This window comes from Clostridium kluyveri (genome assembly GCF_001902295.1).
Classification (GTDB): domain Bacteria; phylum Bacillota; class Clostridia; order Clostridiales; family Clostridiaceae; genus Clostridium_B; species Clostridium_B kluyveri_B.
Genome location: NZ_CP018335.1, coordinates 2970981 through 2985232, shown reverse-complemented (window position 1 = coordinate 2985232; position 14252 = coordinate 2970981). Strand labels below are relative to the sequence as shown.

At 32.2% G+C, this 14252-nt stretch carries 14 protein-coding genes and 1 pseudogene; 14 read left to right on the top strand and 1 reads right to left on the bottom strand.

Features of this window, described 5'->3' with window-relative positions:
- Nucleotides 1–13: 13 nt before the first annotated feature.
- The 12 genes and pseudogenes from BS101_RS14320 to BS101_RS14260 form a co-directional block, all read left to right on the top strand.
- Nucleotides 14–574, top strand: a complete 561-nt coding sequence (locus BS101_RS14320) for a ferritin-like domain-containing protein (protein WP_073539438.1) — start codon at nt 14–16, stop codon at nt 572–574.
- Nucleotides 567–878: a hypothetical protein gene (locus BS101_RS23905; protein WP_242951280.1), complete on the top strand. Its 312-nt coding sequence runs from the start codon at nt 567–569 to the stop codon at nt 876–878. Before BS101_RS14320 ends, BS101_RS23905 begins: the two co-directional genes overlap by 8 nt.
- Nucleotides 879–1022: 144 nt before the next feature.
- Entirely contained in the window at nt 1023–1355 is a 333-nt protein-coding gene (locus BS101_RS14310) for a PadR family transcriptional regulator (protein WP_073539437.1), read from the top strand.
- 2 nt (nt 1356–1357) lie between these two features.
- Nucleotides 1358–2158, top strand: coding sequence for a permease prefix domain 1-containing protein (locus tag BS101_RS14305; RefSeq protein ID WP_073539436.1), 801 nt, complete (start codon nt 1358–1360; stop codon nt 2156–2158).
- A gap of 127 nt (nt 2159–2285) precedes the next feature.
- Nucleotides 2286–2909, top strand: coding sequence for a permease prefix domain 1-containing protein (locus BS101_RS14300; protein WP_073539435.1), 624 nt, complete (start codon nt 2286–2288; stop codon nt 2907–2909).
- A gap of 362 nt (nt 2910–3271) precedes the next feature.
- On the top strand, nt 3272–3949 hold the full coding sequence (locus BS101_RS14295; protein WP_073539434.1) for a response regulator transcription factor: 678 nt from the start codon (nt 3272–3274) through the stop codon (nt 3947–3949).
- A complete protein-coding gene (locus BS101_RS14290) occupies nt 3946–5001 on the top strand; it encodes a sensor histidine kinase (RefSeq protein ID WP_073539433.1) in 1056 nt (351 codons plus the stop codon). Before BS101_RS14295 ends, BS101_RS14290 begins: the two co-directional genes overlap by 4 nt.
- A gap of 217 nt (nt 5002–5218) precedes the next feature.
- Nucleotides 5219–6468, top strand: a protein-coding gene (locus BS101_RS22385) for an IS3 family transposase (protein ID WP_156876055.1) whose coding sequence is annotated in 2 segments (ribosomal slippage) — nt 5219–5507 and nt 5507–6468 — 1251 coding nt in all. Because the reading frame shifts where the segments join, the coding sequence is not laid out codon by codon here.
- A 102-nt stretch (nt 6469–6570) separates the two neighbouring features.
- Nucleotides 6571–7797, top strand: a complete 1227-nt coding sequence (locus tag BS101_RS14275; protein WP_073539430.1) for an amidohydrolase family protein — start codon at nt 6571–6573, stop codon at nt 7795–7797.
- Between the two features lie 13 nt (nt 7798–7810).
- The gene (locus tag BS101_RS14270; protein ID WP_073539429.1) at nt 7811–8695 is read left to right on the top strand and encodes an amidohydrolase family protein; all 885 of its coding nucleotides are present in this window, start codon (nt 7811–7813) and stop codon (nt 8693–8695) included.
- Nucleotides 8696–9084: 389 nt separating this feature from the next.
- The gene (locus BS101_RS14265; protein ID WP_073539428.1) at nt 9085–10470 is read left to right on the top strand and encodes an IS4 family transposase; all 1386 of its coding nucleotides are present in this window, start codon (nt 9085–9087) and stop codon (nt 10468–10470) included.
- Nucleotides 10471–10680: 210 nt separating this feature from the next.
- Nucleotides 10681–10791 (top strand): annotated as a pseudogene (locus BS101_RS14260) (arsenate reductase ArsC); the annotation flags it as partial.
- A gap of 672 nt (nt 10792–11463) precedes the next feature.
- Here the strand turns inward: BS101_RS14260 and BS101_RS14255 are convergent.
- Nucleotides 11464–11679, bottom strand: a complete 216-nt coding sequence (locus BS101_RS14255) for a hypothetical protein (RefSeq protein ID WP_242951279.1) — start codon at nt 11677–11679, stop codon at nt 11464–11466.
- A 586-nt stretch (nt 11680–12265) separates the two neighbouring features.
- Between BS101_RS14255 and BS101_RS14250 the strand changes: the two genes are divergently transcribed.
- Both BS101_RS14250 and BS101_RS14245 read left to right on the top strand, forming a co-directional pair.
- Nucleotides 12266–13378 carry an acyltransferase family protein gene (locus tag BS101_RS14250; RefSeq protein ID WP_073539426.1) on the top strand — a complete coding sequence of 371 codons (1113 nt, stop codon included), beginning with the start codon at nt 12266–12268 and terminating at the stop codon, nt 13376–13378.
- A 14-nt stretch (nt 13379–13392) separates the two neighbouring features.
- Entirely contained in the window at nt 13393–14073 is a 681-nt protein-coding gene (locus BS101_RS14245) for a helix-turn-helix domain-containing protein (RefSeq protein WP_073539425.1), read from the top strand.
- Nucleotides 14074–14252 lie beyond the last annotated feature (179 nt).

Below are 14252 nucleotides of genomic sequence, written 5' to 3'. Positions count from 1 at the left end.
AGGGAATGTTTATATGGTTAAAATGACTTGTATTGTTTGCGGTATGGGAATAAATGAAAAGAATTATAATTTTAATAAAGAAGCATTTATAAATTCAAATAGTAAAGAAAAAATAATGTATTGCCCATTTTGTGGAGCAGCAATTGAATATTTAATAGAAGATGGACAAGAAATAAAATATGATAGAAATAAATTGAATCGAAATGATTTAAAAATAATAGATCATGCAGTTAAGTTGGAAGTTTTTAATGGGGATTTTTATAAGAAGGCTTCAGATATGGCAAAAGATGAAAATGTAAAAAGTATGTTTAAGGATTTATCAAGCATAGAATATATGCATGCTAGAATTCACAAGAAAATAGCTGGTATTAAAGAATTTCCAGTACTTAAAGATATGGATTATTCAAAATATAATACCGATGAAGCTTTACTTGCTGCAGCTTGTGAAAGGGAAAAACATGCTGTAGAATATTATAAAAAATATGAAAAAGAAATTCATGAAGAAAACATTGTAAAGATATTTAATGTACTTTCTAAGGTTGAGGAAGAACATATAGAACTTACAGGTGAATAATTTTGCGATAAAAATTGAAAATTTAAAAGTTAAAGTAAAATTTTTTACTTTAAAAGAACAGAAGGTACAAGAAGGAATATCTTTGATAGAGAAGACGAACTCAACAATTGATGAATTGAAAGTTATATGTGGAGCAGTATACCTTGTGTTGACTTTGATATTTGCTGTAGTATTTTATGATAATTTCAATGGCTTAATTGCTGTTGTATTATCTATTGGAATAGTACCAGTTATTTTAATTGGCGTTTTTATTTCAGAAATACATTTAAGAAGTATTTTTGACAGTGATGGAAATAGGAAATAGTGAATAATAAATAACAAATATTAATACAGAGCGAGTTACTTTAAACTAGCTCTTTTTAGTATATATAAAATAACTTAATTACCATAGATTACTTTACAGTATATAGTAATCTATGATATATATAATATAAGGAAGTGATTTTTATTGGAAATAAATAAAGAAATGATAAAAGGATATATAGAAAGTATAATATTATCTTTGCTTAAAAATAATGATTTATATGGTTATGAAATTTCAAAAAAAATTAGGAACATGAGTAAAGAAAAATTTGAAATTAAGGAAGGTACTTTATATGTGGTGCTAAAAAGATTAGAAAAGAATGAATTAGTTCATTCTTATTGGGGTGATACAGAAAGTAATGGTGGGAGAAGGAGGTATTATAAAATAACTGATAAAGGTATAAATTATCTTAGCAAAAAGAAAGATGAGTGGATATTTTTTAAAAGTATTATCGATATTTTTTTTGAGGAGGTATAAATATGGATAAATTAGACAGATATATTAACTCAGTTTGTAAAAATTTAAAAGGTAGAAATGAAGAAATTACCATAGTAAGACAGGAAATGAAGAATCATTTATTACAATCCGTAGAAGAACTAAAAAGGCAGGGAAAATCCCAAGATGAAAGTATTGATATAGCTATAAATAAATTTGGACAAGTGGATATATTAAAAAAACAGCTTAAACAAGTCTATACCACTGAAAAAAGCTTTTCGAGAAAAATCAGTAATACAGCATTTATATTATTAATTATAGGTGTGATATTTTTAATATTTCAAAATTTTATTAAATATAATTCAAGTTATATAGATACAAAAATCTTATATGATGTACAAGATATAATAAAAAGTAATAATGATGTATCCAGCGGTAAGCTAGAGACGTTATTTAAAGAAAATAATAATAAATTTAAATTTTACAATAAGGAATTAAAGTATATAGCAGTATTCAAATATCCCCCAAATTATAATGGAAATATGGACACAGCTTCTTTTAAGAATGCAAAAAATATATATCCAAGTTATGCTCAGCTTAATAATGATTTAAAAAGAATAGGATATATATCAAATGCTTCGTCAGGTAAGGAATATTTAACCACTAATAATAAATGGTATATTTCTGTTCATTACATTAAGCCAAGAATTCAATGGCTGCAGTATGGAATTAATAATATTTTAAATATCTTTATAATTATATGTATAGTATCAAGCATTGTTTTATTTATAATTTCTTCTTTCATTAATATTTATCATAAAAGGAAAGTTGAATTTATATCATAATTGTGGTAGAGGAAGGCGTAGATATTATAAAATTACTGAATAAGGTATTAATTATTTAAAAAGCAAGGAGAATGAATGGTTGTTCTTCAAAAATGTTATTAATACATTTTATAAGGGGGTATGATTCATGGAACAAATTGATAGATATGTTAATTCAGTTTATAGACATGTTGATGGAGATAAAGAAGAAATTGAAATATTAAAAGAGGAAATGAGAAATCATTTACTACAAATTGTAGAAGAATTAAAATCAGAAGGTAAGTCGGATGAAGAAAGTATCACTATTGCCATTGAAAGATTTGGGGAACAAACTCAAATTGAAAACGAATTGCTGGGGATATTTAAGTTTGTAAACAAAAAAGCCAAAAAAATATTAATTGCAGCAGTATCATTTCTTTTGCTGGCTTTAATATCATTTTCAACTTTTGTTGTTGGAATTAATATTTGCACAAAACAATATGACAAAAGAAATAATGAAATTGTTAATATAATGAGATCATATAACCAGGATGATTTAGAGAATATAGATAAAAACATTAGTGTATTATTAAATAAATATAAAAGCAAGGTTAAGTATGTAGCGATGTATCATGTGACAAATGGTGAAGATTTATGGCACACGGACTTAAAAGATTTAGAATATGTTTATCCCAAGGATATTCATTATGATGATATGGATACCTTTAATAAGCAGATAATAACTGAAGAAGGAGTTAAATATGTCTCGAAATATTACCAATTATACAACTAAAAGCCCATACCTGACAGTACAGGCTTTTTTTATATTGAAAATTTCGAAGAGGAGGTTCATTTTACGATTTAGGAACAAAGTTTATCCTACAGCAAAAATTTAATAAAAGGAACTAGAATAGAAATTCCAAAGAAAAAGTTAATATTGACTTTCATAAGCATTGTAGCTGTATTTGTGCTATCATTTTTGTATCCAGCTGTTTTAATTATATTTTTTATTGTGCTGTTTGTCATATCATCACTACTCAATCTTTGGAATGATAGATTTGAATCGGCTTTTCAAAATAATAAACGAAAAAAATAGGTTCAGTTTATATTGTATTTACATTGATTGTGTATACTCATAAGAGGAGGGTGAGAGATTTGAATAAGGTTCTAGTTATAGATGATGACGGTTATATTAGAGAGCTTATTTGCACAGTATTGAAAAATGACGGATTTTCTGTGTCTGAAGCTGTAAACGGGAGAGATGCATTACAAAAACTTGGAGAGGAAAAAATAGACCTTTGTGTTCTTGACATTATGATGCCTCAAATGGACGGCTACGAATTTTGCAAACAGGTACGTAGATATTATGAGGATATGCCCATTTTAATGTTGACCGCCAAAAGCGAGCTTTCCCAAAAAGTAAAGGGCTTTGAGCTTGGTGCGGACGATTATTTAACAAAACCCTTTGAGGTTGATGAGCTACTTGTTCGAATAAAAGCACTTCTGAGGCGTTATAAAGTAGTTGCTTCACAAACTATTAATATAGGTAATTTAGCCATGGATAAAAGTAGTTATACGGTCATTAGTAACAATGAAAATTACGATATACCCATGAAAGAATTTGAACTCTTATTCATGCTTGGAAGCTATCCTGGTAAAACCCTTTCTCGTAATAGGTTGATTGAAGAGGTTTGGGGTCTTGATTTTGAAGGAAACGAGCGAACACTTGATGTTCATATAAATCGTCTTAGAGAGAGATTTCCGTCTCATGTTTACAAGTTCAAAATTACTACAATTCGGGGACTTGGTTATAGATTGGAGGCGGCGAAGTGAGGGGAAATTGGTGTTTTTCTTCAGTAATGCTAATTTTTTTTTCGGCGTTACTTAGTTTAACCTGTGGATACTATATATGCACATTCATTTTCAGTCAATCAGGAATTATCCATTCATATCTACTCTATATTGCTCAAAGCTTCGTTTCTGTTGTGATATTTTTTGTTGGTTGGGAAATATATTTACAATTACACTGGCGATTCACCAGTAAAAAAAGAAAGTTTGACCTTTCACGCTCTCAAGTATTGAGTGGAGCTATTGAAGCCATAAACAAGATAGCTTCCGGTGATTTCAATGTGCTTGTTAAAACAAACGAACTCGACCCTTTTAATGAGGTAGCAGATGAAGTCAACAGAATGGCAAAAGAGCTAGGTTCTTTGGAAAAAATGCGGCAAGATTTTATATCAGATGTATCACACGAAATACAGTCACCTTTAACCTCTATTTCAGGGTTTGCTGCACTGCTGAGAAAAAGAAATTTAAGCGAGAGCCAAATATCACGCTATGCCAGTATAATAGAAGCTGAAAGCAAAAGATTATCCAAGCTAAGCGAAAATTTATTAAGGTTATCTAATTTGGAATCAGAAAATCATAATTTAAATTTAAAGAACTATCAAATCGACAAGCAAATTGAAAGTATTTTACTCATGCTAGAACCACAGTGGTCTGCGAAAAGTATCACACTTGACGTTTCTCTTGAGAAGACGATAGTATGCGGTGATGAGGATTTATTAAGTCAGGTATTTATAAATTTGCTTCATAATGCTATTAAATTCACATCCGAAAACGGAAATATAGGAGTTAAATTATCAAGCAATGAAAATGAAATTGAGTGTAAAATCTCCGATACAGGTAGAGGTATTTCACCGCAAGATCAGCCACGAATTTTCGAACGGTTTTATAAAGCAGATAAATCTCGTGACCGTTCTTTGGGTGGCAACGGACTTGGACTTTCAATAGTAAAAAAGATTGTTGATTTACACGGAGGGAAAATATCTCTTACCAGTGAAATTGGAAAAGGTACGGAATTTACTGTTTTTCTACCCAGATAAAAACTAATATGTGGATTACCACAGGCTAAATTAACTGACTGTGGTTTTTCTTTTTGTTTACATTGCGTTTAAACTCCATTTAAGTTCGGTTTAAATTGCAGCCATATACTATGCTTGTAGAAACCAAACAGTGTTTAGAAACCTCTTAAGCCCCTAAATAAACTTGGACAATTATATCTATATTTATTATAATGTAGAAAGTGATTGGAGGCAAACTATGAAAGGAAAAAGTTATACAAAAGAATTAAAAGAAGAGGTATTAAGAGAAGTGAAAGAAGTAGGAAATGTTTCACTGGTATCAAGAAGGCATGGGATCTCAAAATCAACTATATTTACGTGGATAAAAAATTCTAAGGATGAGATTAAAGTTAAGCCTGGTAGAAAAGCTTTAGTTGAGGGAGAAAAAGAACTTGAAAATGAGTTGACAGAGGTAACAAAAGAGAATGATCAGCTTAAAAAATTGCTAGGAGAAAAAGATTTAGAAATAGCAATTCTTAGAGACTTAATAAAAAAATCAAACCCTCAATTAAAGAAAAAGTAGAAATAGCTAAAAAGTATATAGAGCAAGGATACAATGCGGTATTTGTACTTAAAGTAGTTAAACTCGGAAGGTCAACATATTACTATAATTTAAGCGTAGAAGGCAGAGAAAAGGCTAGACCTAAGGGTGGAAAGCCAAAAGGATATAGTATAAACAGAGATGGTGAAAAAGTATGCGACGATCAGATTAAGGAATTTATTTTGGAGGCCATTGACGGGGATGCTATTAACTATGGATATAGAAAAATAACTTACCATTTAAGAAAATATTATAATCTTGTGATTAATCATAAGAAGGTTTATCGGCTTTGCAAGGAACTGAGAATACTTAAAGACCAGAGAATAATTAAAGCTAAAATAAAGAGAAATATTGCAGTCAACAGAACTATAACAGGCTCAAATCAACTATGGGAAATGGATATAAAATATGGCTACATAGAAGGCAAAGATAAGTTCTTCTACTTACTAAATTTAATTGATATCTTTGATAGGAGCATTATAGATTACCACATGGGTTTACACTGTGAGGCTAAAGATGCTACGGCACTACTTAGAAAGTGCTTAATAAGAAGAAACTTGTTTGAGGAAGACTCTAAAAAGCCAGTAATAAGAACAGACAACGGACCTCAGTTTATAAGTCATAAATTTGATGAATGCTGTGAAGAACTTAAAATTGAACATGAGAGAATACCAGTGAAGACACCAAATAAAAACGCACATATAGAATCATTTCACAGAATACTTGAGGATGAGTGTTTAAGAATTAATGAATTTCAAAGCTATGCGGAAGCATATAAAATAGTAAATGAATTTATGGAATTCTACAATAATAGGAGATTACACTCAAGTTTAAGATTTATGGCTCCACATGAATTTTATAACCTTTATTTTGGAGAAAACCTAACAAATATTCAAATAAGGGTCTAAATTTAAGAGAAATGAAGAATTTAAGAAATGAAGAATTTATTAGATTCTGTCCAAAATCAGGGGGTTAATCCGAAACAATATTATTGAAAAGAGGTAATTAATATGGGTAAAGACAAAATTACATTCATTACCAACGTAAAAATCTTTGATGGCGAATGTGTTATCGAAAAGCAATCAATTACAATCAAAGGAGAAAAGATTGTCAACGTTGGAGGTCCTGCTCCTGATGGCGCAGAAGTTATTGATGCGAAAGGATGTACGCTGCTTCCGGGTTTAATTGACGCACATACACATGCTAACCCTGAAAGTCGGAAGATTGCCTTAACTTTTGGTGTTACTACCGTGTATATCATGCAGGGGTATTGGTCAAAAGAGCAGAAAAGAGTGCTTGATGAGCGCAGAGATATAGCTGATGCTTTAAGCTCATTCTTTGCAGTTACTGCTCCAGGAGGTCACCCCCACGAGCTTATACCGAAAGACGCCATTCCTAAGATGCCTCAGGGTTTTGATATGAGCGAGGCAATTAAGTTTGCATCAACTCCTAAAGAGGCTGCTAAAGTTGTGGCAAAGCGTGTAGAGCAAGACGCTAACTACATTAAAATTATGGTTGAGGACGGAACGGTGTTCGGGAAGCCGGGTACACCTGACATTACTGATGAAGTGCTTGCGACTGCTTGTGCCGAAGCTCATCGTTTTGGGAAAATGGCTGTTGCCCATACAATGACTATTAAAGCTTCTGAACGTGCGATTAAAGCTGGAATAGACGGATTAATGCATATTTTCATCGACAAGCCCTATACTAAAGAAATCATTGATACTATTGTAAATTCAGGAGTGTTTGTGTGCCCCACTATTGTCGCTGGCGCTTCCACAATAGGAGACAGTGACGCGGCTGAGTTCGCCAAAGATGAACGTGTACGCTCTAAATTAAGTGAAGAATGGATAAACGCGCTTTATAAACACATCAATTCTTATCCACAAGGGAAGACAGAATATCTTTTGGAAACAGTGAAGGCACTTCACGATGCCGGCGTAGATATTTTAGCTGGTGCCGATTCTTCAACACCTGATGTTGGTGGTATGGTACCCGGAGCAAGTTTGCACCATGAACTGCAATTGCTTGTCAAGGCCGGCTTGGCACCTATTGAGGTGTTAAGAGCTGCTACTTCGGTTCCGGCGCGACGTTTTGGACTCATTGACCGCGGACGGATCGTGGATGGTGCTCGTGCCGACTTATTGCTAGTTAAGGGCGATCCAACGTCAAATATTTCTGATACATTATCTGTTCAATCAGTTTGGCGACAAGGTGTTCGCTTAACTATAATTTAAGGAGGAAATAAATATGTGTTTTATTGATGTACATCACCATGTAATAGGAAAAAATAATCCTAATGCAGCATTATTGCCACCTTGGAACATGAAAATAGATGAAGAGACAATGAATAGGACGGGGATAACAGGAGCATTATTTTCGCTACCTGTGTCGGCAAGTCCTGAAGTAACCAGGCAAATGAATAACTTTTTAGCTCAATTTGTTACTTATGATCCAAAGAAATATGGAATGCTGGCATGTCTGCCGACTGAATTTGTTGACGATGCATTAAAAGAGATTGACTATGCATATGACACACTGAAAGTGGATGGATTTTCTATTCCAAGCAACACCAAAGGAATTTATATAGGCGATGACCGCATGGATGAAATTCTCGCGGAGTTAAACAGGAGGTCGGCGGTTGTACTACTTCATCCCACTAAGCCCGCTGGAGTGAATGAGTCTCTGTTTGTAAAAGATATGTCCATCTATGAATTCCCATTTGATACAACGCGTGCCATGATGGATCTAATTTATAGAGGAAAAGTCCAAAAGTATCCAAATATTAAATGGATTGTTTCTCATGCAGGAGGAGTCATTCCATATATTGCATATCGTTTGAGTACTGTTGCACAGGAAAACAAGGTAAGTAGCTTGTCCAGCGATGAAGTTCTTGCATCCTTGAGAAGTTTGTATTATGATGTGGCGCTCTCAACCTCGCCTAGTGTATTTTTTACATTGAAAGAATTGGTAGGAACATCACATATCCTATTCGGTACGGATTATCCATTGCGCTACGAGAAAGGCGTAACTGAAAGTATCGAACAGTTCAGCAGCTACTTAGGCTTTGACGAAGGTGAGAAGCGCAAGATAATATCTGAAACGGCAAAAGAACTTTTTCCTCGTTTCCGCTGAAGCGGTATGAGTAATTTAAGGAAAGAAGTATTTGAACGTTTGCTGAATTTTCAGATGGTTTTACACCACTATCAAATGTAGAATTTAAAAAATTGGGACCGTTTGCTAATCCCAATAGGGGGCAGGGGCGTCCTATCTATATTAAAGATGAAGGCGTAAGTGAGAAGGTTTGAATAAACTTAAAACTTTATCTAGCAATAAGTTTATCCAAAGATTTTTTATCCGAACGCTACCATTACTAGTACTCCCATCTTCTTCAAAGCTATACATTGCACATAAGTTTGGGAATCAATTGGTAAGTAACGTATACAGAGCCAAAACATACATTTGAACATTCATAAATAAATATATTAATATGCATATAAGACCAAATAATTTAGGAGGTTTGTATGCATACTAATGATTGGGTACTACAGGAATTTAATGAAGCACCTTTTGCAGATAATAGACTAAATAAGAGGTTAACTAAAATAGCTAACTCTTTCTACGAAAACCCTGAGAGTTCAATACCTCAGGCATGTAAGAGCTATGCTGGAGCACAGGCAACATATAGATTCTTTAGTAATAATAGAGTTAAACCGGAGGTAATCCTAATGAGCCATAGAGAACAAACTATCGAGCGTATGAGAAAGTATGACACTGTCTTGGCAATCCAAGATACTACCGCATTAGATTATAAAGATCATCCTGCAACTAAAGGTTTAGGTGTATATGGTAACACAGAACATGATCTTGGGTTGTTAAATAATACTACTCTTGCAGTAACAGTAGATGGTATTCCTCTTGGCATTTTATCAAGATATGTATGGACACGTGATCCAAAAGAATTTGGAAAACGGGTTACCAAACGTGAACGCTCTACATCAGATAAAGAAAGTCAAAAGTGGCTTGACACTTTAGATTCAAGCCTCAAAGATGTTCCAAAACATATAAATGTAGTTACTGTTTGTGATCGTGAAGCTGACATTTATGATTTCTTCCATAAAGCAGTATCAGAAGAAAGAGATTTGCTCGTAAGAGTCGCTCAAAAAAGGAGAGTTCTCAAAAACGGTAAGTCTCTAATTCAAGAAATTGAGAGTAGTCCTGTAATGGGTCAATTACTTACAAGTATACCTAGAGACACTGAAAACAAACGTACACCAAGAGAAGCTACATTATCTATGAAATATTGTCCTGTTACAATAAAACCTCCGGTTAATCGTAAAGATTCAAAGTCATTACCTAATCTTAAATTATATTTAGTTTTGGCAGAGGAGATAAATCCTCCTAAAGGAATTAAACCTATATATTGGCTTCTTTTAACAACATTACCTGTAGAAAACCTTGAACAAGCAGTTGAAAAAATCAAATGGTACAAACAACGTTGGAAAATTGAACGTTATCATTATACTTTAAAAAGTGGTTGTAATATTGAGAAACTCCAATTGGAGACCACAGAAAGCTTGCAAAATGCCCTTGCAATATATTCTATAGTGGCATGGAAGCTTCTTTGGTTAAAGTTCGAATCTGAGCAAAATCCAGAAACAGCATGCGATATAGTTCTACAAGAGTATGAGTGGCAAGCACTCTATTGTGTGATTAATGGAGTTCCTATTCCACCAATTCAGCCTCCAACATTACAGGAAGCTGTACTTATGATAGCTAAATTAGGTGGGTTCCTTGGTCGTAAAAGCGATGGTCAACCAGGCGTAAAGGTTATATGGCGTGGTTTAATGTGTCTTAATAATATTGCAAAAGGTTGGCTTGCAGCTCGTTTACCAATTTCTTACCAATGATGTGTGCAATGTATAGGCTTCTTCAAAGTGGGAGATAAGCACTGCTATGCGCCTGGATAAGTTCTTCCCCTAAAGGATAAGTATTCTAAGTGCTAAAGACACTAAGAATACTGTTAATAAGGTTCAGATGGAGAAAAGCAGCTCCTACAGCAAACTCCACCTGAACCCAAGAATCATTTGATATGTGTACACAATTCTTGTAGCTCACAAATGGCAGAAGCTTTAGGAAAATTATTTGCAAAGGATATATTTGAATCCTATTCTGCCGGAACGGAATTAAGACCAGATATAAATTAAGATGCAGCAAGAATTATGAAAGGTTAATATAATATTGATATAAATGAAACAAAAAAATCAAATTATAATGGTATTTACACGAGAAATGAGAAGGAAAAGCATATATGATTTTTTTGAACACGGTAGATACAGTGGTATACAATACGGGAAACCGTAAATAAAAATTATACTATATATCGTGTAAGGTACTTGATTAAGTTCGAGTGCCTTTTGATATGTGTAAATATTATTTAACTTGTACAAAACAATATAGTAACAATTGATGTATATAATACATAATAGACCATGTACAATATATCCCTAGGCATTGAGGATATTTAGACCAGTGTCTGTGGTTGCAGGACACTTTAAATATGGATGCAACCACCACTTTAAATCTAACATAAAATAAGTTCTTTACACACGAAGCAGGCATCCTTTATTCAGGGTGTCTATTTTTTATGCTATTTACAAATAATTATTACATAGGACATTAGATTGTAACAAATACCATATATAATAAATATTATAACAGATTATAGATTAGTTCCCCGCATGAAAATTTAACCCGGTGTCCGTGGTTGCAGGGCACCTAAAACTTAAATGCAACTGCCAGGAGCTAGTATATTAAAATTGCATCCCTTCAAAATAATATTGTTAAAAATGAGCATCCGTTATTTAGGGTGCTCATTTTTATTGCAGGAATGGTTATTATATTTATTGGTCAAGAAGTATAACATGAGGAACTACATCTTTTTCATAGATATAATGACGACTTATGATTTCAGGATTTCCATAGTTTTCGGTCACATCAGATGATTGTGTATCTTTAGAGTCTGTTTCAGATATTTCTTGTGTATGAATATTTGATGTTTTTTCAGAATTCTGCTTCGGATTATTTGTAATACTTTTAAAAAAAGAAAAACTAATCACTATTGCAATTATCAATGTTAATATTGATATTACATGTTTCTTTTTTATTTTATAAAACATTTCATTCCCACCTTACATTGACTTTTCAAATTTAATAATTCATAAATAAATTATATCATAATATTTTAAATGTTATATCAAAATTTACTTTGTAAAGATAAATTTGGAATTTAGAATTGGGATACAAGGCAAGGCGGTTTATAATGATTATAAAAAATGCAAAATCCATGGAAGAATTTGATATGGATTTATTTTTTAGGATAGTGGAGAAGGTTATTGTAACTTTGCTGGATGGCACTGATGTAGAAGTTGTAATTGAATAGAAAGTAATAACAGGACAGTTGGAGTGAATTGTTTTTTCACTTTGACTGGCTTTTTCATTATAAGACTGTTTCCTTAAATAATAATCGGCAAATAGGTCTTTCCAACTATAGTTGAGTAACCTTAGCGCTTCTAATCTCAATGGTTTAGATTTTAGTGGTTCAAAACTATTATGTCCATACATTTACTTTACAAATAAAAATTATAATGATATCATTAACATGAATGAATAATTCATTCATGTTAATATTTTGAGGTGGTCGCCATGGAAAAATATAAAATAAAGAGAAGGTGCGACTTAGATTGGATTCGTGCAATTGTAGTTATAAGTATTATCTTCTATCATGTATGCGATATGTTTATTTTAAATAATAACATTATTATATTTGCAAGAGCAAATACTGAGTTGATATTCTGTAAATATATGCAAATGTTTTTAGCAAGATGGCATATGGTAATACTATTTCTAATATCAGGTATGGCATTATTTTATTCATTAAAACAAAGAAGTGCAGGAAGTATAATTAAAACAAGGGTATCAAAGATTTTTATTCCAATGGTATTAGGATGTGTGTTTTTAAATCCCATCACGTCTTATTTATATGGGTTAAGTATTGGAAGAAAGCAATCCTTTATCGAACAAATAAAATTATATTTCACTTCTGTTTCGAGAAATATGGAGGCAATGACAACCGGGTTCGGACCAATGCACTTATGGTTTTTGTTATATTTGTTTGTATTTACATTACTGTGTCTGCCATTTTTTAAAGAATTGGCCTGCAAAATTCGCAGCAAACATTATGATAAAACAATAGAATTTCTAACAAAACCCATGATGATGTTATTAATTTGCATGCCATATCCGTTTATGTTTTGGATCTTCCCATTTTTAGGAGAAAGAAATCCAATCGGGTATTTATATGTATTTATAATGGGATATTTCTTTGCAATGGATGATCGAATTCAAAAAACTTTAGATCGTGATAAGTATAAATACACTTTTTTATCAGTAGTTTTACTAATACTATTTTATTACTGGGAAGTGGGTTGCTATTTTGATACAATTAATGAAATGTATAGTGTTCGTGGTTATGTGGCAAAACTTGTTAAGCTGTTAATTAGTTTTTCTATTTTGGGAATAGGCCATTTCTTCATTCCAGCGATAAAAAGTAGAATTTTATCATTTCTGAATAAGATATCTTTTCAGGTTTACATTGTACATATGCCAATTATGACTTTTATAGCATATGAAATATTTAAAATTGGGATAAATCCGCATTTGCAATTTGTTCTTATATTAGGTATGTCTTATTTAGTGACAATCCTTATATGCGTGATTTATAATAAAGGAAAAGATAAGGCAAAAGGAATAAGGTAAAGGGGAGAAAATTCATGACAGATGAACGATTATATAAAATATTCGATGTGGCGAGCAGAATGTTTATTAAACAGGGTTATACAAGGACGCAGATTAATCAAATAGCGAAGGCTGCTGGAATAGCTGTTGGCAGTATGTATCATTTATTTGAAAGTAAAGAAGCAGTGTATGGATTCGTTATTAAATGTATCATATCTCCAGAGTATATCCATGGCCCTTTAAGTTTGCCAATCACTGAAAAGGATTTTATAGGATTAGAAGAAGAAGTTCATTCAGTGTTAATAAATAATTCTAAAGAATTTGATAAGCATAAAGAAGAGATCTCAATAGGATATAATTTCCAAAGCATGATATCAAATGCCTTTGATACGATTTCAAAATATGCAAGAGGATGTCTGATTTTTGAAAAAAATACAAATGAACATGAAGAATTTGTTGAGATCTACAGGCAATTCAGATCTTACTTCTTTACGAGTGTATATGAGTATTTAAAGCTGTTTGAAAAATATGGGCGTATTAGGAAAATAGAAGATTTGAAATTAGCAGCAAGATTTATTATAGAATCAATCTCTTGGTGGACTATGGATCTCCCATATAATTCATTCGAAGTACAAGAACAAATATCAGAGGAAACTGCAAAAAAAGTTGTTATTGATGCGTTATCTCATGCCTACGAGGTAACGACGTCAATTTAGGTACAAACAGATGAATTACACCACAAAAAGACACTTGCCCAATGACAAATGCCCTTACATTGACACAACAAAATAAAAGTGATACACTAAATTTGATATCACCTTATAAAAGTATAATATAAACCTCTAATTACATTATACACCCTTATAATAATGGTGTCAACAGTATTTGAAAAAAA

Bases quoted from the DNA above. Each gene is read 5' to 3' on its own strand.
- BS101_RS14250 (WP_073539426.1), top strand. From the start codon at position 12,266: ATGGAAAAATATAAAATAAAGAGAAGGTGCGACTTAGATTGGATTCGT.
- BS101_RS14305 (WP_073539436.1), top strand. From the start codon at position 1,358: ATGGATAAATTAGACAGATATATTAACTCAGTTTGTAAAAATTTAAAA.
- BS101_RS14320 (WP_073539438.1), top strand. From the start codon at position 14: ATGGTTAAAATGACTTGTATTGTTTGCGGTATGGGAATAAATGAAAAG.
- BS101_RS14265 (WP_073539428.1), top strand. From the start codon at position 9,085: ATGCATACTAATGATTGGGTACTACAGGAATTTAATGAAGCACCTTTT.
- BS101_RS14245 (WP_073539425.1), top strand. From the start codon at position 13,393: ATGACAGATGAACGATTATATAAAATATTCGATGTGGCGAGCAGAATG.
- BS101_RS14270 (WP_073539429.1), top strand. From the start codon at position 7,811: ATGTGTTTTATTGATGTACATCACCATGTAATAGGAAAAAATAATCCT.
- BS101_RS14275 (WP_073539430.1), top strand. From the start codon at position 6,571: ATGGGTAAAGACAAAATTACATTCATTACCAACGTAAAAATCTTTGAT.
- BS101_RS14300 (WP_073539435.1), top strand. From the start codon at position 2,286: ATGGAACAAATTGATAGATATGTTAATTCAGTTTATAGACATGTTGAT.